Here is a 23,598-nt window from a genome sequence, read left to right on the forward strand (position 1 = left end):
CCTCACGGAACTCCGGATCGAACTTCCGTCGCTTCTCCGCCATGACTCCCAACTTCCCCTGCAGCCATGGTCTTCACGCTACGAGGGGAGGGACACCTGTGCTTTCGTCGCCTGGTTGGCGCCGGCCAACAGAACCACCCACTAACCGCTCGCGCGCCAACTCCAGCTCCAACTGCTCCAAGTGAGCAACTGTCGAGCTTCCATCCCTGTTACCCCATGCGGAGCCGGCCTGAGGCGGGGCAGCACTCATGGACTGGTCTTCGTGGTCGGGTCGTCCATTTCGCGCGTGGGCTGCGGACACATCTGGCAGGTTGTACGCAGCGCAGAGGGTAGGTCGAGTCGGGATGAGGGGGCATGGGGGGCGAGGCGAACGTGGGGCCGGACAGGGATCCGAGTCTGCTGCCGGTGCTGGGGGTGTTCATCGTGCTGGCGGCGGTGCTGGAACGCTGCCTGTCGTTGTTCGACGGGCCGAAGATGTACGTCCTGTGCGATGACGTCGTCGGCCTTTCTGAGAGGCTCGACCGCGAGGCGGGTGTGAACCGGTGGCTTCTGCTGACCGGGCTGGTGCTGGCCGTGGCGTCGCTGGTCGTCTCACGGGTGCGCCGCTGGCGGATCCTGCCCGCTTTCGCGCTGTCTGCGGTTCTGGTTCTGTTGGTTGGGGCGGACGGGTATACGGCGCGTGCTGATGCCGTCGCCGCGCAGATTTCGGCATCCCAGACCTGTGACGAACCCACGATCGTCTATGAGACCTCTCATGGCTGGTTCGACTGGAGCCCCCTCGGCCCCTGAACGGTCGGAGCCGGCCGGCCCCACGGTCCGGGTATGCGTCGACGCGCGAACCCCTGCGGAGCAAGACAAGGGGAGAGGCCGACGTAAGTAGGGGGAGAGGCCGGCGTGATGATGTCCATCTCTCATCTGCCGCCCCCGGACCCAGACGTGCTCGATCTCCGGGGCCGCAGTTCAGCAGGCTCTCAGCGTGGCGTGAAGTAAGCGGACGCCACCGGCAGCCGATACCGGGCCACGATGTGGTTCCACAGCGTGTGCGGAGAACACAGGCCCAATGGGCGCAGGACCTGGTTGCGCCGGATCGGAGTCGGCTTTCCGAACTCCACCCAACTCCGTTTGCCCGGTGCGTTCATGGCCCGCCAGCCTGAATTGTCGATGGGGACGAAATAGCGCGTCTGCTGACTCTTGTCCTGGCTGGTGACCTTCAGTGCGGTCACTCCATACGGACCCACCCCCACGATGAGGGCGGGCCTGCGCTTGCCGCCGGGCTGTTCCTCGTAAGGGAAGAACACCTCCCACACCTGCCCCGGGAGTGGACTCGTCCCCGTCTGTGGGAACGGCGGCAGTGGCGCGTAGGGCACACCCGTGGGGGCGCGCCAGGCGGAGCCGTATGCCCGAGGGGCCGGGCGACGTGGCGGTATCCACAGGCGGGCCTGAAGACCTGGTCGGCAGAGCACCATCAACGGGACACCCGGCACCAGCAGGCTGAGTCCGAACGCGGAGGCCGTGTCGGTGAACGGACTGCCGGTGGCGACCACACCGCCAAGTGCCCAGGCGACTGAGGCGTGAAGTTCGGCCAGCACGGCGGCGAGCCCCACCAGAGGCAGGCCCCGTAAGGTCCAGCGCTGCCCTCCCGCGGTCGGCACGATCGTCTGGAGCCCGGCGCTCACTACACCCAGCCCCACGACGGCGTCGATCCCGACCCCGGTCGCGACGAACGCCCACACCGGATACCCGCTGCCGGCACTTCCCTCAGTCGCCATGACGTTCGCGAGTGGCACGCTCAGCGCCATGCACACACCGAGAATGACCGCACAGCTCCGTAGCGCCTTCACCCAGCTCGCCCTGTGCATCCCAGCTCCCCCACTTCGATGGCTCGCGCAGCGACACCCACGACTCGTGGACGTACGCAAAGCCGAAATTGGCTCCCTCTAAAGGGAGTTGTTGCATACTCGTCACTTTTGACGCACTCCGCCACCAGACCTGGTGGCTGGGTCAGAGGTCAGAGGTCCGGTGATCCGCTCCAGGTCCGTCATCAGCGCGTCGAGCCACGAGACGGCCGCGTAATACACCCGCGGCGCGCCCGGTGGTTCCACCTCGAAACCGTCGAAGTCGGGGTCCCGCAGCGGCACCGGGTCCAGTGGGGTGTCGCCGCTCGGATCGAGCCGCGCCGACACCAGCAGCATCCGTCCGGCCACCCGGTCCCCGAGGCGGGACACGGCCGCAGTCGGCTCCAGCTCCATGGGTGGTACGACGATTCGCTCGGGCGGCACCAGCAGTCGGTCGGCTCCCCACAGGGTGTGGTGGGCGGCCATCAGGGTCGCCTGCCAGTCCTGGGGGCGGTCCTGGTTGGCGGCGGGTTCATGGGGGCCTGCCGAGTCGTGCGGATCCTCGCCGGAGTGGCTGGCGGCCAGGCCCCTCGGCTCGCTCTGGAACTGCGCGTACGCCGCCTCCGCCATGACCAGCGCGTGCATCAGCGAGCGGTGGCCCGGCGCGGCGGTCACCGGTGCCCGCACTCCGCCGGCGGCCAGCTGGGCGGTGGTCGCCACCACGTTCTCCGCCGCACCGCGCAGCAGTACTGCCATCGACCGCCGCAGTTCGTCCTGGGCACCCCGCGGCCAGGCGAGCAGCCCGAAGACGGCGCCGATCGCGCTGCCGGTCAGCACGGCCAGCAGCCGGAACTCGGCCAGCTGCCAGGTCGCGGGCGCCAGCTGGGCGAACGCCAGGGCGACCACGAGCGTGAACGTCGCCTGGGCCCAGCCCACGCCCTTGACGGGCCCCAGCGTGAACGCGAACAGCATCAGCGGCGGCAGCACCGCCGCGTACACGGCGATATTGGTTCCGACCAGCGTGAACAGCCCGGCCACGATCAGCGCGCCGATCAGGGTCCCGGTCAGTGCCACCCGCACCGTCGACCGGGTCTGCCGCACGGTGGTCCGGGTCAGGGTCAAGGTCGCCAGCAGCACCCAGAAGCCGTGCGGCAGCGTGTCCACCCCCGCGATCACCCGGGCCGCGGCGAGGGCCAGGCTGATCCGTACCGCGTTCTGGAAGCACACCGACCGGGCGTTGGCGTGCCCCTCCATCCGCCTCCACCACAGCTGCGGCGCGCGCTTTCGGGCGTACCAGAACCGGCCCGGGGCCGCCTGTGCCGCGCCTGCCCGGCCCCGTACGGCGATGGCTGCCGCCGTGGACATCGCCAGCGCGGCGTCCGCCAGCTCCAGCATCGCCGCGTGCCGGCGCAGCGCGGCCGGCGAGGCGACCGCGTCCGGGCCGGCGGCCAGGGCGGTACGGGCTCGCAGCAGCTCGGCGTGCGCGTCCCCGGCCTCGGGTGCCCGGCCCCGCAGCCGGTCGGCTGTCTCGCGGGCCGTGTCCTGCACCGCGCGCAGTACGGCCGGCCCGAGCTCGGACTCGGCCGGTCCGGGATCCGGCTGCGGGGGAGTGGTCAGCCGCGCCAGCAGGGTGCGGGTGGCCAGGCCGGTGTGCGTCAGGCCCCGGTCCCGCACGCCCGGCCCGGCCGGCCGCTCGGCTTCAGGCACCTGCGAGGATCGCAGCGAGGTACTGGCGGCCTGGGCCTCTTGCACCGTCCGGTCGGTGATCGCGTACGGCGGCCCGGTCAGTTCCTCGGCACACCGGCGGGCGATGTCGGCGGCCCGTGCGGCCAGCTCCCGGTAGGGGATGGTGGGCGGGTCCGGCAGCAGGAACCTCTCCGTGAGCACGAGGAACACGATGCCTACCGCGGCTCCGGCCAGCCGGACGCCGAGCGAGCCGGGGTCGTAGGGCGGGAACGACGGCAGGATGTACATCAGCTGGAGCCCGGGCGCGGCCCCCGCGGGGCGCGGACCGCCCACCGCGGAGAAGGCCAGTGCGAAGCCGATCACCAGCATCCCCGTCGTCGCGGTCCAGGTCTGCACGGACAGGTAGGTGCCAACGGTGATCAGCACCAGGCAGACCGGCAGCAGCCGCGCCACCACCGTGGCACGCTGCCGGCCTGTCCCGGGGATGTGCGACAGTCCCGCGAGTGACACCGCGGCGAACAGCGCGTAGGTCGCCGCCTCGGTCGAGCCGAAGCCGTACAGGCACAGGTAGAAGCCGGCGCCGGCGGCCACCGTGACCCGCACGGAGCGGCGGGCCGCCGCCCGGTAGGCGGCGGGCAGCCTGATCCGGGGAACGCCACCGGTACCACCCATGCCACCAGGATCACCCCCAGCCGTCCGGGCCGCCCGCTCGGGAGGTCAATAGACAGACCTGGAACTCACCCATCCGGCTCCAGCTGACGGCGCTGTCGATCGTCGGGCTGACGATGTCGGGTGAAGTGCGGACGAGCGGCCGCATCGTCTCCGTCGCGGCGAGTGCCGTGGCTGATCGCGGCCGTGCACGACGGAGTGCTGGTGGACCTGATGAACGCGGTCTGTGTCGTCGCCGTCACTCTGGCCAACCTGGGGCGTTTGCGCGGCGATGCTCTGTCTGAGGGCGCTGATCTGGGGCGACGTCGCCCTGACGGGCACTGCGCCCGCGGTGGTGTTTGCGGTCTCGTGGTTGCAGACCGTGGTCGACACCGCCGACGAGGTCGTCACGGCCAATCACGGTCAGCGATGCGTGCCGGATCCGGGCCAGTGGCCTCATGGCCGTGTCGACGAGGCCGTTCCTACCAGCTCCAGGGGCCCGCGCACTGACGGGCGTGCTGGTGGACGTGGACCATGTGCTGCCCAGTGTGCTGTCGGGCCTACCGCCGGACGGGCGGAAAGCCAGGCCTGCGGAGGCCTTGTAAGAACGACCCTCACCGGTCGGCAGAGGCCCGTGAAGCAGGGGCCCAGAGTGGTACTGCGTAGCGGTACGGACCGCAATCCTCTGCTCCGGGGAGGAATCGCCTGTCGTGGCTGCGACGCGGAGCGTCGCCGCATCATGTTGTTCCAGGGCGCGGAGCGCCCGCACGGCGGTCCGGTGGAGCCGGAGAATGCGGACAACTGTTCTGCTCGTCACCGGTGTTGGTGATCAGGTGGCTCGCGCGTGGCCGGCTGTGTGGTTGTCGTACTACCGTCCGAGGTCGTGAAGACGGTGGTGCAGGTGAAGCTGTTGCCGACGCCCGAGCAGGCGGCGGCCCTCGAAGCGACCCTGCACGCCTGCAACCAGGCCGCTAACCGTGCCTCCGCGGTCGCGTTCGCCAAGGACCTCACGGACCGTAACGGCCTGCAGCGCGAGGTGTACACGGCGTTGAAGGCCGACTTCGGCCTGTCGGCACAGCCCGCCGTACGCGTGGTCAAGAAGGTCGTCGATGCCTACACCACCCTGCGGGCCCACCTGGCGGCAGGCCGGTTGGGCAAGGCGACCTCACCGCGGTATCGCAAGGCGACCGGTTCGCCCCTCGCCTTCCGTGCGGACGCGGCGCAGCCCTTCGACGACCGCTGTCTGTCCTGGCAGGCCGACGCACGGACCGTGTCGATCTGGACGGTGGCGGGCCGGACCAAGAACGTGGCGTTCGTTGGCTGTCCGGACCAGCTCAAGACCCTGGCCGCGCGCCGCAAGGGCGAGAGTGACCTGGTATGCCGGGACGGCACGTGGTTCCTGATCGCCACGTGTGAGATCCCGGAGCCGGACGTGTACGAGCCGGTCGACTGGATCGGCGTGGACCGCGGCATCGTCAACCTCGCCACCACCAGCGACAACACCAACTACCAGGGCCGACGCCTGGGCCGCTACCGCCGCTGGCACGCCGTCAAGCGCGCCGAACTGCAAAAGCGCAACACCCGCTCGTCCCGGCGGCGTCTGGCCCGCCGCAAACGCAGGGAGCACCGGCATGCCACGCACATGAACCACAAGATCAGCAAGGAGATCGTGTCCGTCGCCCAACGCACCGGTCGCGGTATCGCCGTCGAGATCCTCGGCGGGATCCGGGACCGGGTACGGCTACGCGGCGACCAGCGGGGCACGCTCGCCAACTGGCCGTTCCATCAGCTGGGCCAGCATCTAACCTACAAGGCCCGCCGGGCCGGGGTGCCGTTCCTCGAGGTGGATCCGGCCTACACCTCGCAGCGCTGTCCGCGCTGCGGACACACCGAGAGGGCCAACCGGCCCGACCGGAACCACTTTTGTTGTCGTCGGTGCGGCCTCGCTGGGCCCGCCGACCACGTCGCCGGGGTCAACGTGCGCAATCGCGCGCGCTCGGCGTGGGCATTTGTCACCATGCCCGTCCTGCCTCCGGCCTGACCGGCCGCAGGCAGGAGATGCGACCCGTGACCGTCCTGTCGTCGTGGGCAGTCGGGAGCGCAACGAAGCGTGGACCACCGAGCGCACACGCTCGGTCGTTCACGGCCGAGAAGGTGACACCAAGGCGTCCGAGCTGTTCTTCGTCGTGGCCGGCGCCTTGCGCGTGCGACGAGGCCAAGGTTTTGGAGAAGGGCGACTTCCTGCTGGTGCCGCCGTACACTCCGCACGCTTTTGCTGTGGCCCCGGGCCGCGAGGCGGATGTGCTGTTCGTCTTCAGTCCGGGCATGCCGCGCTTCGACTACCTGCGTCTGCTGGGATGTGTGATGGGTGGCGAGGCGGGTTCGAGGAGATCAAGAACTCTTCGGAGCTGTACGACAACAACTACGTCGACAGCCCTGTCTTGCAGGCAGCCCTTCAGGACGCCAAGTAACTCTGCGCGGCTGCTCAGCCCTTTTGGCCCGACGACGTGATGCCCTCCCGAAGCGGCCGCTGCCCGATCACGAACACCGTCACCGCGGGAGTCATCGACATTACAACTCCCGTGGGGACTAGGAAGATTGGCTCGGTCCGAGGTTGCGCTGAAGGGAGCCAGGCCCAGCGGCATCGGCCTTCGGAGCGCCGACCACACCAGAAGCAGTTCTGGCACAGTGCGAAGAAGCAGGAAGTCATGGAGTCCCGCGCCAAGCACGTGCCGCGTAGCGGCGCAGCAACGAGCGGGACCGGCCGCCAGGATCTCCCTCCTTCAGGAGGGAGTGCGAGTCACTTCTTGAGGAAGTCCAGCAGGTCCTTGTTGAACTTCTCCTTGTCGCCCGGCACCAGTGCGATGCCATGCGAGCCGCCCTCGTAGACCTTGAGGGTGGCGTCGCGGATGATCTCCGCGGACTTCCGGCCGGTTGCGTCGATCGGGACGACCTGGTCGTCGTCGCCATGGACTACGAGCGTGGGCACGTCGAACGCCTTGAGGTCGTCGGTGAAGTCGGTGTACGCGAACGCGTCCACACACCGCACGCCGCCCTCGATGGTCTGAGCCATCGCCATGTACCAGAACGCGTCCTTGTTGCCCTGGGTGACCTTGTTGCCGGGCCGGTTGGCGGAGAAGAAGCCCTCCGCGGTGTCCTCCCAGAACTGCGAACGCTCGTTGATGATGCCCGCCTTGATCTGGTCGAAGACCTCCTCGGGAACGCCCTCGGGGTTGGTGTCCGACTTGATCATCACCGGTGGAACGGCTGAGAGCAGCACCGCGGAGCGGATCCGGTCGGTGCCGTGGCGTCCGATGTAGCGGGCGAGTTCACCGCCGCCCATGGAGTGGGCGACCAGTGTGACGTCGCGCAGGTCGAGGCCGGTGATGAGGTCCTGTAGGTCGTCGGCGAACGTGTTGAAGTCGTAGCCGTCGAAGACCGGGGTGGAGCGGCCATGTCCGCGCCGGTCGTGCGCGATGCCGCGGTATCCGGCGTCCGCGACCGCCTTGAGCTGGTCCTGCCACGCGTCGCCGTTCAGCGGCCATCCGTGGATGAAGACCACGGGGCGGCCTTTCCCCCAGTCCTTGTAGAAGATTTCCACCCCGTCGCGAGTCGTGCACGTGGGCATGCTGTTCTCCGTTCTTGCGGGGAGGTCCGGGCACAGCCCGGAAGCGAGGCACTGAGGCGAGTGCTGAAGGGGCGGCAGGGTGCGCTGACGAGCGTGCTGCCGACGTTCACCATCCTGACCGGCAACGCGGGAGACGCAACAGCAGCCGAGATTGCATGCTTGAAGCATGGGTGTGCGGAACGCTGTGATGCGTCTCGAATTCCGCTGGGTGTTCAACGTGCGTATTCAGGTCTGCGTGCCCCGCCAAGTACGCCATCGGGGTGACGCGCCCTGTGGCCACTCTGCTTGCTGGAGGCCATTGCTCCATTGCTCCATTGCTCAGGAACATCGCGGCATTCGCTGACGCGTGGCCGGGGCGCTGGGCCGGTGAACGTCCTCACCCGCGACGGCTCAGCACTCAACACCCCACGCATACAGATGACATGCCCGAACCCCAAGGGAACGTGGACAGCCCTCCGCAACGGCCTGGTCGTGCGCCGCAGCTCACCGCACCGACTCGGCGGGCGGACGCTCGCGCACGGCGCCGTAGCCGATGAAGTACGCCGGCACGCGCTTGAGCCACGTCGAGGTGGTGAGCAGTTCGCTCATCCGCTCCGCCCGCCTGGCATTGCCGAAAGGCGGGCGTCCCGCGAGTACGGGCGCGATGACCCTCGCGTGAGCGAACCGCTGCAGTGCCTGCGTCACCGCCGTGGTCGGCCACCGGCGCCGCTGGACGCCGCGTACGTCCCGCAGGCCGACCACACCCTTGCTCAGCGGTTCGACGAGGTACCGCGCGGCGGCCACCGCGTCCTCGACGGCGAGGTTGATGCCGATGCCGAAGACAGGGGACATCGCGTGCGCCGCGTCGCCGATGCACAGCAGTCCCGGCCGGTGCCAGCGCCGCAGACGATCGAGCCGCACGTCGAGCATCTTCACCTCGTCCCATGACCGCAGCGCGTGCACCCGGTTCGCGATCCAGGGCACGGCGGCCGAGAAGTCGGCCCTGAACCGCTCGAGACCGGCGGCGCGGCGCTCGGCGTCGGTCCCCTTGGGGATCAGCGCGGCGCACTGCCAGTAATCCCCACGGTCGATCATCGCGGTGAGGAGCCGGCCGCCGGCGCCTCCCACGAGCCCGTGCGGGTCGCCTTCCCGCCGTGGCAGCCGGAACCACCAGGCGTCCATGGGGCAGGTGAACTGCCGCAGCCGAAGTTCGGGCCGCGAGCGGGCCAGCGAGCCCCGACCGTCGCAGGCCACCGTGAGGGTGGCCCGCAGTTCGCCGGTACGGCCGTCGGACGTGCGGTACCGCACCCCGGTGACCCGCCCGTACTCCACGACGAACGACGTCGCCTCGGTGCTCATCCGCACGGAGAAGGACGGCTCTTTGCGGGCCTCGTCGGCGAGGAGGTTCAGCAGGTCCCATTGCGGCACCATCGCCACATAGTTGTACGGGCCCGGAAGCGCGCTGATGTCCGAGACGGTGATCAGCGAATCGTCCGCGCCGAGCGGCAGCTGGACCGTGGTCACCCGCCGCTGCTGCAGCCGGGCGAAGCGCTCGGCCAGACCGAGATCGTCCAGCAGCGCCAGGGTCGAGGGATGCACCGTGTCGCCGCGGAAGTCGCGCAGAAAGTCCCCGTGCTTCTCCAGGACCGTGACGTCCACGCCGGCACGGGCCAGCAGCAGACCGAGGACCATTCCCGCCGGGCCGCCGCCCACCACGCAGCACGTTGTCCGCTCCATCGCAGCCCTTCCCTTCGGTGACATCCAACATCCACGCCCTGAGTCAATAGGGCATATACCCTCAAAAATGACAACTTTGCCGTGTGGGTTCGTGACGACCCCTGGAGGCCTGATGAGCCAGCAGCCGGTCCTTCTGCCTTATGGCGATCCGGTCTTCATGACGGATCCCTTCCCGCTCTACCGGCAGCTGCGCGAGGACGGCCCGGTACGGCGCGCCGTCCTCGCCGGAGGCCTCGAGGCATGGCTGGTCACACGCTATGAAGACGGCCTCGCAGCCCTCTCCGACCCACGGCTGAGCAGCGACGTCCGCGATGCCTCGGACCCCCGGCTCCTGGAGCGGCTTCCCGCCACGGAGCGAGAGTCGATGTTGCGCACCATGCTCCGCTCCGACCCGCCCGACCACACCCGCCTGCGCCGACTGGTCTCCAAGGCGTTCACCGCCCGCAGGGTGGCCGAGCTGCGGCCACGCATCCAGGAGATCACCGACGGACTGCTCGACGCGATCGTGCCCGCAGGCAAGGCCGAACTCGTCGAGGACTTCGCGCTGCCGCTTCCCGTCACCGTGATCAGCGAACTGCTCGGTGTGCCCCTCGCCGACCGGGGCGACTTCCACCGGTGGACCGACGACATGATCCTTCAAGGAACCGCGCCGCCGGACCCGGCCCGGGTGGACCGCGCGTGGCGGCAGATGCGCTCGTTCCTGACCGGACTCCTCCAGGACAAGCGAGCCCAGCCCGGAGACGACCTGCTCAGCGCGCTGATCGCCACCCGGGACGAGGAACACCGGCTGGACGAGGACGAGCTGATCGCCATGGCTTTCCTGCTGCTGGTGGCCGGATACATCACCACGGTCAACCTGATCGGCAGCGGTATCGCCGCACTGCTCGCCCACCCCGACCAGCTGCAGATGCTCCGGGACGATCCGGAACTGCTGCCCGGTGCCATCGAGGAGTTCCTGCGCTACGACGGCCCGGTCAACCCCGGCATCGCCCGGTTCGCCCGCGAGGACGTCGTCATCGCGGGAGTGGCGATCCCGCGCGGCGCGACCGTGCTGGTCGCCTCCGCCATCGCTGACCGTGACCCGGTGCAGTTCCCGGATCCCGACCGCCTGGACATCACCCGGCACGACAACGCGCACCTCGCCTTCGGGCACGGCATCCACTACTGCCTGGGGGCGCCACTGGCCCGGCTCGAGGGCCAGATCGCCGTGGGAACCGTGCTGAGCCGCCTGCCTGACCTCAGCCTGGCGGTGCCGCCCAGCGAACTGCGATGGCGCCCGGGCGCTCTGCGCGGCCCCGAACAGCTGCCCGTCACGTTCACCGCCGACGCCTCCGGCTGACTGCACCACACGGAGTCCGAGTCTTCGAGGCCCACCGATCACGGCAGGTGGCTGCTCGTTGCACATGTGCTCTGTGCCCGCCCAGCCGCTCGTGTGGCTGCTGAGACGGGCGTCTCGCGGGGCACCGCACACGCGGGTGCGCCGGTGGCGGGCGGAACGCCACCCTGTCCTGCCGGCCGCAGCCATCGCTGCCGCACCGCACTGGGCAGCAGGCCCCCACCAGCCGTGTGAGCAACCCTGCGGGAGTACGCACCTAGGAGCCCCGCGAACAGCGACGGAACGAGCGCCGCAGCCGAAGCCGCCGTGACACGCGACGCCTTCGGGACGGCCGTCCGGGCCGAGCAGCAGTGAGCCGGGCCCGGCAGCGCCCAGCCCGGCTCGCCGCGGTCATGTGGGCTTGATGTCGTCCACGCGCTCGCCCTCCGCCTGGGACGGCTCGGTCCTGGGGACGTCCGGGTGCTGGGCTGCGCGCTCAGCCAGCTCGTCGCGTTCGCCCTCGGCTTGGGAGGGTGTGTGAGAGTACAGCCAGGTGTCGTAATCCGAGGCTTCGGACTTCATGGCGGGCCTCCCTCGGTCGCTCACCTCCCATGCTCCTCCGTCGACCCCGTCAGGGCGAGACCAGCCGGCATCGCATCTCGCGTCCCAAGTCGATGAAGCCGCCGGATGCGCAGGCCAGCCGATCCCCGGTGGTGGTCGATCAGGGCCTACCGAGGCGTACGGCGAGGGCGGCGATGTCGTCGTCAAGGCGTCCTCTGCTGTAGCGGAGGAGGTCGCGGTGAAGAGCCATGAGCAGTTCGTGGGGCGGTCTCGGGCTCTGTTGACGCATCCACGCTGTCAGCGGGAAGAACTCGCCGTCACGGGCGCGGGCCTCGGCGATCCCGTCCGTATAGAGGAGCAGCAGGTCGCCGGGGGCGAAGTCGAACGTGTCGATGGTGTAGTGATCGCCGATCAGCTCCGCGAGGTTGAGCAGTGGCGAGGGGATGGCACATTCGAGGACGCGAAGATTCCTGTGGTTCAGGAGCAGTGGCGGTGGGTGTCCGCAGTTGAGGATGTCGATGCGTCTGCCGTCGTGCGGGATCTGGGCGAGTAGGGCGGTGGCGAAGCGCTCCGTCGACCCGTCGGAGGGAAAGGCGGCGTTGTAACGGGTGCTGCTGGCGTCCAGCCTGCGTGCGACGTTGACCATGTCGGTCTCTGTGTACGCAGCTTCCCGGAAGGCGTTGACGATCGCCGCGGCCGCCCCTACTGCAGGCAGCCCTTTGCCCCGTACGTCTCCGATGAGCAGCCTGACCCCGTGCGGCGTGTCGACGACCTCGTAGAAGTCCCCGCCGATGCGGGCCTCCGCCGCGGCCGCGAGGTAGAGCGACTCGATCTCTACGTTCCCGAAGCGGCGCGGCATGGGGCTCAGGACCACCTGTTGCGCGACGTCGGCGACGAGCCGTACTTGTATGAGGGTGCGCTCCCGCTTGAGCCGGACATGGCTTCCGTAGGCGGCGGCCACGGTGACCGCGATGATCCCTGCGGCCGTCCACCACGTTCCCAGATCGGGGAAGACGAGGCTGAGGCCGATCATCAGAAGGAGGCAGACCGTCCCGAGCAGGACGGTGGGAAGGACCGGCCACATGGCGGCGGCCAGAGCTGGTGCTGCGGGCAGGAGGCGGCTGAAGGCCAGTTCCGGCGGAGTGGCGTATGCCAGGCTCGCGATGACGACGGTCAGAATGACCGGCGACAGCCGCACAAGCCTCCCCCGGCTGAAGCGCCGACGGAGCCGCAGCCGTCCAGACTCGATCACGCTTCCCAGAGTATCTGCACAATAAGGGCATAGCGCCCTGTCCCTCCCGCGGCACAGTCGATGAGCGAGCGCCCCTATGGCTCGCGCCGCTCAAACTCTGCTGTCACTGATCGACCCGCTTCTTCGGTCGTGTACCTGGTGCCGTGGCATGTGTGGCATGCGTGTGCTCCGGCCGTGTGGCAGCGTGGAAGACGACCAGCCATGGACGTACAGGAACGGCCCGCACGGACGGACGGACCTGCGTGGCGCCGTCCGCTCGGGCTCGTGCGTTCGCGGCTGCGGGTGCGCAGCATCGCGGGGCAGGTGTTCCTGTGGCAGGTCGCCGCCGTGGTGCTCCTGATCGCCTCGGCGCTGTCGGCACTCGTCCTGCAGGCCCGGTACTACAGCACGACCGACGCCGAGCACCGCACCCGTACCGCGGCCATTGCGCTGGCGGAGTCCCCAGGTATGGCGAAGGCCCTGGCCGGCCGCGATCCGACGGCGACGCTGCAGCCCATCGCCGAACGGGCCCGCAAGAGCGCGGGCTTCGACTATGTCGTCATCACCGACCCGCACGGGATCCGTTACACCTCGCCCATCCCGGGCCTCATCGGCAAGCACATCTACGGCCCGTACCAGCTCGCCCGGAACGGCCCGTACACCAGTAGCTTCACCAACCCTCTGGCGCACATCGTGGACACCACCGCGCCCGTCCACAGCCAGAGCGGCCAGGTCGCCGGATACGTTTCGGTGGGCATCACCGTCGCGCGGGTGAACCAGGGGGTGATCGGCCAGCTGCCGGTCGTGTTCGGTGGCGCGGCGGCCGCACTCTGCCTGAGCATGGGCGGAGCAGTGCTGGTCCGGCGGCGGCTGCACCGCCAGACGCACGGCCTGGACCCGGCCGAGATGACGCGCATGTACGAGGAGGCCGACCGGGCGCGGGCCCGCATGCAGCTCCTGTACGACGCCGGCGGACGGGTCGGCACCACGCTGGACGTGAAGCGGACCGTCCAGGAGCTGGCCGACGTGGCCGTCCCCCGCTTCGCGGATTTCGCCACCGTCGAGCTGGCCGACCCCGTACTGAACGGCGACGAGCCGTCCCCGGGCACCACGGGCGCGGGCGGGGGCCTGGCGCTCCGCCGCACGGCCGTGAGCGGCGTCCGGGACGATGCGCCGCTGTACCCGATGGGATCGATGGTCAGTTTCCTGCCGACCACACCGGAAGGCGTGGGCCTGGTGACCGGTCATCCCGCCGTCGCCGCCGATCTGCGCCGGGCACGCGCCTGGCGGGAGCGCGACCCGGCGAATGCCGACAGCGTCCTCGCCGACGGCATCCACTCGCTGCTTTCCGCGCCCCTGCGTGCACGGGGCCTGAACCTCGGCATCGTCAATTTCTGGCGCGCCGGATCCTCCGAGCCGTTCGGGGACGACGACCTCTCCTTCGCCGAGGAGCTGGTCGCCCGCGCCGGGATCTCCGTGGACAACGCCCGCCGCTACACCCGCGAGCACACGATGGCCGAGGCGCTCCAGCGCAGCCTGCTTCCGCATGACCTGCCCGAACAGAGCGCCCTGGACGCGGCCTCCCGCTACTGCCCGATATGGCAGGGAGTCGGTGGGGACTGGTTCGACCTCATCCCGCTCCCGGGGTTCCGGGTCGCGCTTGTCGTCGGTGACGTCGTCGGCCACGGGCTGCACGCGGCGGCCACGATGGGCCGCCTGCGGACCGCGGTCCACAACTTCTCCACCCTCGACCTGGCACCCGACGAGCTGATCGCCCGCCTCGACGACCTCGTCACCAGCCTCGACCCGCCAGGCACCGACGACGAGCAGGCCGCCGAGGTCACCGGAGCCACCTGCCTCTACGCGATCTACGATCCGGTCTCCGGGCGCTGCACCATGGCACGGGCAGGCCACCCCGCGCCCGCTCTCGTGCGGCCTGACGGCGCCGTGGACTTCGCCGACCTGCCCGCCGGGCCGCCGCTCGGCGTGAGCGGTCTGCCGTTCGAAGCGGTGGAGCTGCAGCTGGAGGCTGGAACCGGGCTCGTCCTCTACACCAACGGGCTCATCTACAACCGCGAGCACGACATGGAGGAGGGGCTCGCCGCCTTGCGCGCCGCGCTGCGGGACGCGACCGGCGACTCCCCGGAAGGCATGTGTGACGCGGTCGTTCGTGCCCTGGTCCCAACGCGGCCGAGCGACGACGTCGCCCTTCTCATCGGCCGCACGCGCCAGTTCGCGTCCGACCAGGTTGCCGAGTGGGAGGTTCCCAGCGATCCGTCCGCCGTCTCGCGCATCCGGTCCGAATGCGTCAGGCAGCTCTCGGACTGGGGGCTGGAGAGCCTCACCTTCACCACCGAGCTGATCCTCAGCGAGCTGATCACCAACGCGATCCGCTACGGCAGGCCGCCGGTCCGCGTCCGCATGGTGCGCGACGGCGGCCTGGTCTGCGAGATCTCCGATCACAGCAGCACCTCACCGCACCTGCAGTACGCCGCCACGACGGACGAGGGCGGCCGGGGGCTGTTCCTGGTCGCTCAACTGGCCAAGCGGTGGGGGACCAGGTACACGGCCCTGGGCAAGGTCATCTGGGCCGAGCAGTCGCTCACCGTCACGCCCGACCAGCTGCAGGAGGCGCTGACCTTGTAATGGGAACACCCCTCATCCGGTGTGTGAGCGCAGGTCCGTGACCAATCCGTCGAAGTCGAACAGGGCGGGCGTCGTGGTGCGTTGGGCATCGGCTCCGTCGCTGGTCAGAACCCCATCGGGCGGGGGTGGGGCTCGACGGTGGGGTCGGCCGACCACACGAGGCGGAGTTCGACGTTCTCCGGTCCGGCGAGGGACTGGATCAGGCGTGCCGCCCAGCCGTTCCAGTAGACGAACGTCTCGTTGTCCGTCAGACGGAAGCACGGAGCGGCAGAGGGGATCCGGTCCGGGACGAAAACGGCGCGCTCGATCTCACCGGTCTCGGCGGGCTCTGACGAAGCCTCGTGGTCGAGGCAGTCGGCCACGACCTTGGGGATGTAGGCACAGAATTCGTTCGGCTCGCCGTCCGGCACGTGCACGGGGATGTACGTACCGAACGGCTGGAAGGAGGCACGGGTCTCGGCGGCCAGTTTCCGGCTGAACACCGGCGCGACGACGTTCCCGCTGGGGTAGTCCGACACCGTGCCGTCGGGATTTCCGTGCCAATCGGCGAGGAGCGCGCCGGGCAGCCGGTGGGCATTGCTGTCGATCTCCCATCGCATGAGGGGGAGCGCGTCGACCAGGAGCCCCTTGTAGCGGTCGCCGAATTCCGGCATGACGCGGAAGACGTCGAGTGTGCCGTCGGTGGGGAGGTTCATGGTGCCGTCCATTTTGCGGTAGGGCCGGGGGACTGGTCTTCGGTTCTTTCAAGCGATCCGGTATTCGGCGAGGACCTGTAGGGCGTGGGCCTCGTTCGTGATCACTGCGTGGTCCAGGGCTTATTGGCGGATCGTGGCGATCTCCCGCTCGCAGCGGGCGTTCATCCGAGGCGCTCGGGCGCGCTGAACAGCACCTCCCTACCTCCGTCTCCTCGGCTTCGAAGGGAGAGGCGCCGCCGCCGCAGCGCCTGCGATGCGCTGGCCGGCGGCATCCGAGGGCGGGGCGCCGTCGCTTGCGCGGGAGGCCGCTCTGCGTTCACACCTCGTGCCTTCCCTGGGCGAGGGTGAGCGCCGCGTCGCTGCCAACGGTGAGCGCCGTTGAGAAGTGGGCGCCGTGCCGGGTGAGGGTGTCGCGCAGCCAGTGGGCGTCGCGGAGGCGGGCTCGACGCAGCGTGAGGCGGCGGGCCTGGAAGGGGGTCAGGCGCAGCCCTCGCAGCGTCCCCGTGGCTTCGTCGAGGCGGGCGGTGTAGAGGAGGCGGAGGTCGTCGCGGTACTGCTCGTGGCCGGTGATCCCTTCGTAGTCGTCGACCAGGTCTCCGCAGCCGTAGAGGATCAACCGGCCGCGGTAGACCTCCAGGGGGCGGGGGTGGTGCGAGGAGTGGCCGTGGACGAGGTCGGCGCCGCCGTCAATGAGGTCGTGGGCGAAGTGGATGTGGTCGGGAGGGACCCGGTAACCCCAGTTGGAACCCCAGTGGATCGAGACGGCCACCAGGTCACCGGGCCGGCGGGCGGTCTGTATGCGGGCGATCAGGCCGGCCGCGGCGGCCGGTGAGGGTGCGAGGGCGAGCGCGATGCCGCTGCGGTCCGGGGTGGCTGCCCAGTCGAGCGGGATGCCGCTGGAGGGCAGGCCGACCGAGAACACCAGGAGGCGCGGCCCGTGGCCGGTCGTGGTCCTTGGGGAGGACGCAGGGGGCCGCAGCTCCACCTCTGCCGGCCGCCACGCCTCGGCGGCGTCACGGCCCGCACCGGCCGTGCGCAGACCGGCGGCACCGAGGCTTTCGAGGGTCTCGGCCAGCCCGTCCCGGCCGAAGTCGAGGACGTGGTTGTTGGCCAGTACGCACACGTCGGGCCGGGCGGCGGTCAGGCACGGCAGGTTCGCTGGATTCATGCGGTAGTGGACGCCCTTGTCGGGGGCGAAGCCGTCTGCCCGGGTCACGCTGGTCTCCAGGTTCAGCACCCAGGCACTCGGCCCGGCGGCCCGAAGCTCCTCGAGCAGATCGCCCCACGGCCAGTCGTACCCGACGGGCCGTGGCACCGACCCGTGCGCGATTTCGGCCATCTCGACGTACGTACGTGCGTCCTTCACCCACGGCTCGGCGAGCCGCGGGTCGCCGGGGTACCGCAGCACTTGGTCGATGCCCCGGCCGAGCATCACGTCGCCGGCGAGGCAGACGGTGACTTCGCGGTCCATACCCCGGCCGCCGTTTGCTTCCACATCTCCACCGTAGGCCCGGCCCCCCTTCAGGCGGCTGTGCACCGTTCGGACTCTGAGGGCAGGCCAGATCGGCCCGAGGCGGCGCACTCGCAGACGCCATGACGGACAGCACCCCGGAGGGGCGTTCGCGGTGCCGGTATGCGCTTCGTGATCCTGCTGGGGGAGATCCAGTTCACCGGCCGCTGTCACGTCGATGCGGTCGGGTCTGAGGCATGACGGTGACGTGCACGTCGAGGAGACGCCCGCTCTTCGACACGCTCGTGGGCGTCAGGGCGTCAGGGCGTCAGGGCGTCAGGGCGTCCGGCGTCCGGCTCAGGTGCGGGGGCGGGCCGCCGGGCCGGGCCGTGCGGTGACGTCGGTGGGGGACAGGGCAGCGTGCCCCTGCTCGCACTCGACCGCCACGCACACCGGGGCTCCGCACTCCGAGTGACGCAGGTCGATGACCGGTCCCTGCCCCTCACCCGCGTGCGCCTCGCCCCACTGCTTCAATGCCACCAGGACCGGCCACAGGTCCCAGCCCTTGCGGGTCACCCGGTACTCGTTGCGGGAGCGGCTGCCGGGTTCCTGGTACGGCACGGCCCTCAGGATGCCGGCGGCGGTCAGCTTCCGCAGGCGGTCGCTGAGGAGCGCTTCCGACAGGCCGATGTGGCGGCGGAAGTCGTCGAAGCGGCGGACGCCGTTGCAGGCATCGCGCAGGATCAGCAGCGTCCACTTCTCCCCGACCACGCCGAGTGTGAGCTGGACCGGACAGTTCTCCGTGCTCGTCTCAAGCCACTCCATCCGCCCATCCTAGGACCCTGACTTCATGATTGACAGCCAGATGGCGCAGAGCTAACTTCAAGTTGCAAAGTCAGATCGGGAGGAGCAGGGCTGTGGGACGGACGCGTACGTATGAGTGGGAGGACCCTGCGTTCACGGCAGCCGCCGTGGGGCAGTCCTCCGGCCTGGACTTCCTGCGTGAGATACAGGCAGGACGGCTGCCCGCGGCGCCCGTGAGCGCGACGGTGGACTTCCGCCTCGACGAGGTGGAGAAGGGGCGCGCGGAGTTCTCGTTCCTCCCCGGGGAAGAGCACTACAACCCCATCGGCAGCGTGCACGGCGGGGTCTATGCGACCCTGCTCGACTCGGCGGCCGGCTGCGCCGTCCAGTCGACGTTGCCCCAGGGCGTCGCGTACACCTCGCTCGACCTGACCGTGAAGTTCCTGCGGCGGATCACCGTGGACACCGGCAGGGTCCGCGCCATCGGCACGGTCGTGAGCAGTGGCCGCCAAACCGCCCTAGCGCAGGCCCAGTTGCTCGACGCGACGGACCGCGTACTCGCCCATGCGACCAGCACGTGCATGCTGTTCCCGCTGCCGACCGCGTGACCGGTGTCGCCTGAGCGCTGTGGCTGAGGGGACGCGCAGAGCGTGACGTGGCCCCCTTGCGGTCCCGGTCCCGGCCGCGCTCCCCGTCCCGGTTGCCGTCGCGGTCCCGAAGGGTGAAGCGCAGGGGGTTCATGCGGTGCTTCCGCGCCATGGCGTGATTCCTCAGGCGCGGTAGGTGCGGTAGGTGCAGTGCGCGCCATGCTGTACGGCAGATGCCCCGAAGGGCCCGGTTCTCCCTGAGGAGGCCGGGCCCTTCGCCGTGCCTCCTCACGGACAACCGATGTCCGGGCCGCGTAGAACCGTCTGTCGCACGCGTGATCAAAGTCCGATTGTGTCTGCGGCATGCCCGAGTCTGTTTACTTTCGGCAAATCCAGTCGTAGCCTCAGATTGAAACCACAGACTCGGGCACAACCGGGCGAGAAGGCGGAGGCAGTCGGACATGTACGCACCGGAGCGGCAGCAGGAGATCCTCCGTCTCGCGCGTGACGGCGGGCGTGTGGACGTGCTGTCGCTCGCCGAGGAGTTCCAGGTCACCGCGGAGACCATCCGACGCGACCTGAAGGCTCTGGACAGGGCCGGTCTCGTACGACGGGTGCACGGCGGTGCCATACCGGCCGGGCGGCTCGACTTCGAGCCCGACGTCGCCGAGCGCGAAGGCACCGCGGCCGACGAGAAGGACCGCATCGCCCGGCTCGCTCTCGCCGAACTCCCCGAGGACGGCACCGTGATCCTCGACGCGGGCACCACCGTCGCCCGCCTCGCCGCGGCGGTGCCCCTGGAGTCGACGCTCACCGTGGTCACCCACGGCCTGCCCGTCGCGGCCCGCCTCGCCGACCACCCCGGCATCCAGCTGCACCTCGTCGGAGGCCGCGTCCGCCACCGCACCCGCGCCGCCGTCGACGCCTGGGCCCTGCGGGCGTACGGGGAGATCCGCGCGGACGTCCTCTTCCTCGCGGCCAACGGGTTCTCCGCCGAACACGGCCTGACCACCCCCGACCTCGCCGAGGCCGCCGTGAAGCGCGCGGCCGTCGGCGCCGCCCGCCGGGTCGTGCTGCTCGCCGACTCCGCCAAGTACGGGCAGGAGCACTTCGCCCGCTTCGGCGACCTGGGCGATGTGGACGTGCTGATCACCGACAGCGGCCTCAGCGACGCGGACACGGCCGCGATCGAGAAGGGCGGCACGGAAGTGGTCCGCGCATGAGCCCCACGACACCGGTACCGGCCCCGGAATCGGTACCGGCCCCGGAACCTGCCTCAGAACCGGATCCAGCTTCACAACCGGCACCCCCCACGCAAGCCACCACGGAAGACGCACGCGGCATGATCCTCACCGTCACCCCCAACCCGTCCCTGGACCGCACCTACGAGGTCCCGGCGCTCGACCGGGGCGAGGTCCTGCGCGCCACCGGCGAGCGCATGGACCCGGGCGGCAAGGGCGTCAACGTCTCGCGGGCCGTCGCCTCCGCCGGCGCCCCCACGCTCGCCGTGCTTCCGCTGGGCGGCGCGCCCGGAGCCCTCGTGGCCGAGCTCCTCGACGCCCAGGGGATCAGCGTCGCCCCCGTCCCCGTAGCCGGACAGACCCGGTCCAACATCGCGCTCGCCGAACCGGACGGAACGCTGACGAAGATCAACGCGCCGGGCCCCGAACTCACCCCGGAAGAAGCCGAGTCACTGCTCGCCGTCGTCGGCGAGCGCTCCGCGGGCGCCGACTGGATCGCCTGCTGCGGCAGCCTCCCGCGCGGCCTCGCCCCGTCCTGGTACGCCGAGCTGGTCGCCCGCGCCCACGCGGCCGGTGCCCGGATCGCGCTCGACACCTCGGGCCCGGCCCTCCTCGCGGCCCTGCGCGAACGGCCGGAAGTCGTCAAGCCGAATGCGGAGGAGCTCGCCGAGGCGGTCGGCCGTCCGCTCGCCACCGTCGGCGACGCCCTCAAGGCAGCCGACGAGTTGCGGGACCTCGGCGCACGCGCCGTCCTCGCCTCCCTCGGCGCGGACGGGCAACTGCTCGTGGACGGCTCGGGGGCCTGGTTCGCCACCGCCCCGGTCGATACCGTCCGCAGCAATGTCGGCGCGGGCGACTCGTCCTTGGCCGGCTTCCTCATCGCGGGCGGCGCAGGCCCGCGGGCGCTGGCCTCGGCCGTCGCCCACGGCGCCGCTGCGGTCCAGCTCCCGGGCAGCGCGATGCCGGCCCCGGCCGACCTGGACCCGGACGCGGTGACCCTCACGGCGGACGTCCCGCTGGACCGCGCCCTGAAGGAGCCCGCGCCATGACGGCCTGCGCCCCGCCCCTGAACAAGCCCCATCCGGTGAACAAGCCCCATCCGGTCACCTCCGGCCTGATCACTCCCCACGCTCCCTTCCGGAGCCGCCGTCCCCGCGGCGAAACCCCCGTCCCCACCCCCGCCGCCACGGCGATACGCGTGCGAAGGAGCCCGCGATGAGCGAGATGATCACCCCGGACCTGGTCGATCTCGACCTGTCCGCCGACACCAAAGAGGCGGCGGCCCGCGCCCTCGCCGAAAGGATGGTCACCCAGGGCCGGGTGACCGACCTGGACGGCTTCCTGGCCGACGTCGCGGCCCGCGAGGCGCAGATGCCGACCGGCCTCGACGGCGGCATCGGCATCCCGCACTGCCGCAGCGAGCACGTCACCGAGCCGACCCTCGCCTTCGGCCGCAGCACCGACGGCATCGACTTCGGGGCGCCGGACGGCCCGGCCGACCTGATCTTCCTCATCGCCGCGCCCGCCGGCGCGGACGACGCCCACCTCACCATCCTGTCGTCGCTGGCACGGCAGTTGATGGACGAGGACTTCAAGGCGGCGCTGCGCACGGCGACCGACGCGGGGGCCACGGCGGTGCTGATCCGCGGGGACGAACCCGAGCCCACCCCCGAGCCGGAGCCCACGCCCGAACCCGTCACCGAGCTGGCGTCCACGCCCGAACCCACTCCCGAGCCGGAACTCAAAGCCGAGCCCACTACTGAGCGGGAGCCCGACCTCACTAAGCCGGAGCCCACGCCCGAGCCCGAGTCCGCTCCCGCGGCCCCCGCCCCGAAGTTCAAGATCGTCGCCGTCACCTCCTGCCCCACCGGCATCGCCCACACCTACATGGCAGCCGAGTCCCTGGAGAAGGCGGGCCGGGACGCGGGCGACGTGGAAGTGATGGTCGAGACACAGGGCTCGGCCGGGTTCACCCGCCTTGCCCCGGAGGTCATCGCGGGAGCGGACGGCGTGATCTTCGCGCACGACGTGCCCGTACGGGAGAAGGACCGCTTCGCAGGGAAGCCAACCGTCGACGTCGGCGTGAAGGCCGGCATCAACCGGCCCGCCGAACTCATCGGCGAGGTCCGCGAGAAGGCCGCCCGCGGCGAGACGACGTCGGGCGCAGCGTCCGCCACCCCCGTGGACCGGGCCGGTGACACCGGCGACAACTACGGCACCAAACTGCGCAAGTGGCTGATGAGCGGCGTCAGTTACATGGTCCCGTTCGTCGCGGCCGGCGGTCTCCTCATCGCCCTCGGCTTCGCGATCGGCGGCTACACCATCAACAAGGCGCCGTCCGTCGCCGAGCACTTCGTGTGGACCCAGACCGACAGCTGGGCCGCGCTGCTCTTCCAGGTCGGCTCCGTCGCCTTCGCCTTCCTCGTCCCGGTCCTCGCGGGCTTCATCGCGTACGGGATGGCCGACCGGCCGGGGCTCGTGCCCGGGTTCGTCGGCGGTTCGATCGCACTCACCATCAACGCCGGCTTCCTCGGCGGCCTGGCCGCCGGTCTCATCGCGGGCGGCGTCGTGATGGCGATCCAGAAGGTGAATGTGCCCACCGTGCTGCGCGGGATCATGCCGGTGGTCGTCATCCCGCTGGTCTCCTCCGCGGTGGTCGGCTTTCTGATGTTCCTCGTCATCGGCAAGCCCATCGCCGCCCTCCAGCGCGCCCTGACGGACTGGCTGAACTCCCTGTCCGGCGCCAACGCGATCATCCTCGGCGTCGTCCTCGGCCTGATGATGTGCTTCGACCTGGGCGGCCCGCTGAACAAGGTCGCGTACGCCTTCGCGGTCGGCGGTCTCGCGAACCCCACGGAGGGCTCGCTCAAGGTCATGGCCGCGGTGATGGCCGCCGGCATGGTCCCGCCGCTGGCCATGGCCCTCGCGACGACCGTGCGCGGCCGGCTCTTCACCAGGACCGAGCGCGAGAACGGCAAGGCGGCCTGGGTGCTCGGCGCCTCGTTCATCACGGAGGGCGCGATCCCGTTCGCCGCGGCGGACCCGCTGCGCGTCATCCCCGCCTCGATGGCGGGCGGCGCGGTCACCGGCGCCCTGTCGATGGCCTTCGGCTGCACCCTGCGCGCCCCGCACGGCGGCATCTTCGTGGTCCCGCTGATCGGCAACCCGTTCCTCTACCTCATCGCGATCGCCGCCGGTGTCTGTGTGTCGACGGCCCTGGTCGTGATCCTGAAGGGGATGCGGAAGTCAGCGTCCGGGGGCGCCGCGGACGGAGCGGGCGACGCGACGGCGCAGAAGGGGCAGGAGCCGAAGATAACGGTGGCAGCCTGACAGGAGATTCCGGTGGCCACCTGACATCAAATACCGGTAATCACTTGGCAGTTCACAACTGTCCGCTCATGCACGATGCGTCACGGTCCGGGACCACAGTCCCGGACCGTGACGCTGACTGGCCCGCCTCACGGGCTCCGACGGTTTCTGCGCCATTGCCGGGTTCGGCGCCGGTTGCTCTACGACACCGGAAGGGTCGAAACCGAGAGAGACCGGTGCCGGCCT

General features: G+C 70.3%; 17 protein-coding genes and 2 pseudogenes. 9 read left to right on the plus strand and 10 right to left on the minus strand.

From position 1 onward, the window contains the following. Nucleotides 1-354 precede the first annotated feature (354 nt). Entirely contained in the window at nucleotides 355-789 is a 435-nt protein-coding gene (locus ACZ67T_RS40940) for a hypothetical protein (protein WP_469991443.1), read from the plus strand. 182 nt (nucleotides 790-971) lie between these two features. On the opposite strand, the gene ACZ67T_RS40945 is transcribed toward ACZ67T_RS40940, so the two are convergent. Together ACZ67T_RS40945 and ACZ67T_RS40950 are read right to left on the minus strand one after the other, a co-directional pair. Beyond that, nucleotides 972-1,799, minus strand: coding sequence for a type II toxin-antitoxin system PemK/MazF family toxin (locus tag ACZ67T_RS40945; RefSeq protein WP_469991445.1), 828 nt, complete (start codon nucleotides 1,797-1,799; stop codon nucleotides 972-974). A gap of 162 nt (nucleotides 1,800-1,961) precedes the next feature. Then, nucleotides 1,962-4,193, minus strand: a complete 2,232-nt coding sequence (locus tag ACZ67T_RS40950; RefSeq protein ID WP_469991447.1) for an FUSC family protein — start codon at nucleotides 4,191-4,193, stop codon at nucleotides 1,962-1,964. 859 nt (nucleotides 4,194-5,052) lie between these two features. On the opposite strand from ACZ67T_RS40950, the gene ACZ67T_RS40955 reads away from it, so the two are divergent. After that, the gene (locus ACZ67T_RS40955; RefSeq protein WP_469991449.1) at nucleotides 5,053-6,210 is read left to right on the plus strand and encodes an RNA-guided endonuclease InsQ/TnpB family protein; all 1,158 of its coding nucleotides are present in this window, start codon (nucleotides 5,053-5,055) and stop codon (nucleotides 6,208-6,210) included. A 118-nt stretch (nucleotides 6,211-6,328) separates the two neighbouring features. Further along, nucleotides 6,329-6,640, plus strand: a pseudogene (locus tag ACZ67T_RS40960) (cupin domain-containing protein); the annotation flags it as partial. Nucleotides 6,641-6,654: 14 nt separating this feature from the next. Here the strand turns inward: ACZ67T_RS40960 and ACZ67T_RS40965 are convergent. The 3 genes and pseudogenes from ACZ67T_RS40965 to ACZ67T_RS40975 all read right to left on the minus strand — a co-directional run. Next, nucleotides 6,655-6,847, minus strand: a pseudogene (locus ACZ67T_RS40965) (carbohydrate ABC transporter permease); the annotation flags it as partial. 122 nt (nucleotides 6,848-6,969) lie between these two features. Then, complete coding sequence (locus tag ACZ67T_RS40970) at nucleotides 6,970-7,797, minus strand: alpha/beta fold hydrolase (protein ID WP_469991451.1); 828 nt, start codon at nucleotides 7,795-7,797, stop codon at nucleotides 6,970-6,972. A 483-nt stretch (nucleotides 7,798-8,280) separates the two neighbouring features. Then, a complete protein-coding gene (locus ACZ67T_RS40975; RefSeq protein WP_469991453.1) occupies nucleotides 8,281-9,513 on the minus strand; it encodes an FAD-dependent oxidoreductase in 1,233 nt (410 codons plus the stop codon). A gap of 112 nt (nucleotides 9,514-9,625) precedes the next feature. Between ACZ67T_RS40975 and ACZ67T_RS40980 the strand changes: the two genes are divergently transcribed. After that, the gene (locus tag ACZ67T_RS40980; protein WP_469991455.1) at nucleotides 9,626-10,852 is read left to right on the plus strand and encodes a cytochrome P450 family protein; all 1,227 of its coding nucleotides are present in this window, start codon (nucleotides 9,626-9,628) and stop codon (nucleotides 10,850-10,852) included. Nucleotides 10,853-11,239: 387 nt separating this feature from the next. Here the strand turns inward: ACZ67T_RS40980 and ACZ67T_RS40985 are convergent, their stop codons facing one another. Further along, nucleotides 11,240-11,410, minus strand: a complete 171-nt coding sequence (locus tag ACZ67T_RS40985) for a hypothetical protein (protein WP_469991457.1) — start codon at nucleotides 11,408-11,410, stop codon at nucleotides 11,240-11,242. A gap of 139 nt (nucleotides 11,411-11,549) precedes the next feature. Beyond that, complete coding sequence (locus ACZ67T_RS40990) at nucleotides 11,550-12,641, minus strand: PP2C family protein-serine/threonine phosphatase (RefSeq protein WP_469991459.1); 1,092 nt, start codon at nucleotides 12,639-12,641, stop codon at nucleotides 11,550-11,552. A gap of 201 nt (nucleotides 12,642-12,842) precedes the next feature. Here ACZ67T_RS40990 and ACZ67T_RS40995 point away from each other — a divergent pair, with 201 nt between their 5' ends. Further along, on the plus strand, nucleotides 12,843-15,266 hold the full coding sequence (locus ACZ67T_RS40995) for an ATP-binding SpoIIE family protein phosphatase (RefSeq protein ID WP_469991461.1): 2,424 nt from the start codon (nucleotides 12,843-12,845) through the stop codon (nucleotides 15,264-15,266). Between the two features lie 104 nt (nucleotides 15,267-15,370). Here ACZ67T_RS40995 and ACZ67T_RS41000 read toward each other — a convergent pair whose 3' ends face one another. The 3 genes from ACZ67T_RS41000 to ACZ67T_RS41010 form a co-directional block, all read right to left on the minus strand. Further along, complete coding sequence (locus ACZ67T_RS41000; protein ID WP_469991463.1) at nucleotides 15,371-15,961, minus strand: hypothetical protein; 591 nt, start codon at nucleotides 15,959-15,961, stop codon at nucleotides 15,371-15,373. A 316-nt stretch (nucleotides 15,962-16,277) separates the two neighbouring features. After that, entirely contained in the window at nucleotides 16,278-17,432 is a 1,155-nt protein-coding gene (locus ACZ67T_RS41005; RefSeq protein ID WP_469991533.1) for a CapA family protein, read from the minus strand. A gap of 336 nt (nucleotides 17,433-17,768) precedes the next feature. Next, nucleotides 17,769-18,236, minus strand: a complete 468-nt coding sequence (locus ACZ67T_RS41010) for a winged helix-turn-helix transcriptional regulator (protein ID WP_469991465.1) — start codon at nucleotides 18,234-18,236, stop codon at nucleotides 17,769-17,771. A 92-nt stretch (nucleotides 18,237-18,328) separates the two neighbouring features. Between ACZ67T_RS41010 and ACZ67T_RS41015 the strand changes: the two genes are divergently transcribed. From ACZ67T_RS41015 to ACZ67T_RS41030, 4 genes are all read left to right on the plus strand, one after another. Next, nucleotides 18,329-18,823: a PaaI family thioesterase gene (locus ACZ67T_RS41015; protein WP_469991467.1), complete on the plus strand. Its 495-nt coding sequence runs from the start codon at nucleotides 18,329-18,331 to the stop codon at nucleotides 18,821-18,823. Between the two features lie 440 nt (nucleotides 18,824-19,263). Next, nucleotides 19,264-20,025 carry a DeoR/GlpR family DNA-binding transcription regulator gene (locus ACZ67T_RS41020; protein ID WP_469991469.1) on the plus strand — a complete coding sequence of 254 codons (762 nt, stop codon included), beginning with the start codon at nucleotides 19,264-19,266 and terminating at the stop codon, nucleotides 20,023-20,025. 119 nt (nucleotides 20,026-20,144) lie between these two features. Continuing rightward, nucleotides 20,145-21,092 carry a 1-phosphofructokinase gene (pfkB, locus tag ACZ67T_RS41025; RefSeq protein WP_469991471.1) on the plus strand — a complete coding sequence of 316 codons (948 nt, stop codon included), beginning with the start codon at nucleotides 20,145-20,147 and terminating at the stop codon, nucleotides 21,090-21,092. Between the two features lie 166 nt (nucleotides 21,093-21,258). Beyond that, a complete protein-coding gene (locus ACZ67T_RS41030) occupies nucleotides 21,259-23,373 on the plus strand; it encodes a PTS fructose transporter subunit IIABC (RefSeq protein ID WP_469991473.1) in 2,115 nt (704 codons plus the stop codon). Nucleotides 23,374-23,598: the final 225 nt, after the last annotated feature.

The sequence above is a fragment of the Streptomyces sp. NPDC107517 genome (assembly GCF_055582645.1).

Coding starts and splice junctions, on each gene's coding strand:
- ACZ67T_RS40940 (WP_469991443.1), top strand. CDS start 355: ATGGGGGGCGAGGCGAACGTGGGGCCGGACAGGGATCCGAGTCTGCTG.
- ACZ67T_RS40945 (WP_469991445.1), bottom strand. CDS start 1,799: ATGGCGCTGAGCGTGCCACTCGCGAACGTCATGGCGACTGAGGGAAGT.
- ACZ67T_RS40950 (WP_469991447.1), bottom strand. CDS start 4,193: ATGGGTGGTACCGGTGGCGTTCCCCGGATCAGGCTGCCCGCCGCCTAC.
- ACZ67T_RS40970 (WP_469991451.1), bottom strand. CDS start 7,797: ATGCCCACGTGCACGACTCGCGACGGGGTGGAAATCTTCTACAAGGAC.
- ACZ67T_RS40975 (WP_469991453.1), bottom strand. CDS start 9,513: ATGGAGCGGACAACGTGCTGCGTGGTGGGCGGCGGCCCGGCGGGAATG.
- ACZ67T_RS40980 (WP_469991455.1), top strand. CDS start 9,626: ATGAGCCAGCAGCCGGTCCTTCTGCCTTATGGCGATCCGGTCTTCATG.
- ACZ67T_RS40985 (WP_469991457.1), bottom strand. CDS start 11,410: ATGAAGTCCGAAGCCTCGGATTACGACACCTGGCTGTACTCTCACACA.
- ACZ67T_RS40995 (WP_469991461.1), top strand. CDS start 12,843: ATGGACGTACAGGAACGGCCCGCACGGACGGACGGACCTGCGTGGCGC.
- ACZ67T_RS41000 (WP_469991463.1), bottom strand. CDS start 15,961: ATGAACCTCCCCACCGACGGCACACTCGACGTCTTCCGCGTCATGCCG.
- ACZ67T_RS41005 (WP_469991533.1), bottom strand. CDS start 17,432: ATGGACCGCGAAGTCACCGTCTGCCTCGCCGGCGACGTGATGCTCGGC.
- ACZ67T_RS41010 (WP_469991465.1), bottom strand. CDS start 18,236: ATGGAGTGGCTTGAGACGAGCACGGAGAACTGTCCGGTCCAGCTCACA.
- ACZ67T_RS41020 (WP_469991469.1), top strand. CDS start 19,264: ATGTACGCACCGGAGCGGCAGCAGGAGATCCTCCGTCTCGCGCGTGAC.
- pfkB (WP_469991471.1), top strand. CDS start 20,145: ATGATCCTCACCGTCACCCCCAACCCGTCCCTGGACCGCACCTACGAG.
- ACZ67T_RS41030 (WP_469991473.1), top strand. CDS start 21,259: ATGAGCGAGATGATCACCCCGGACCTGGTCGATCTCGACCTGTCCGCC.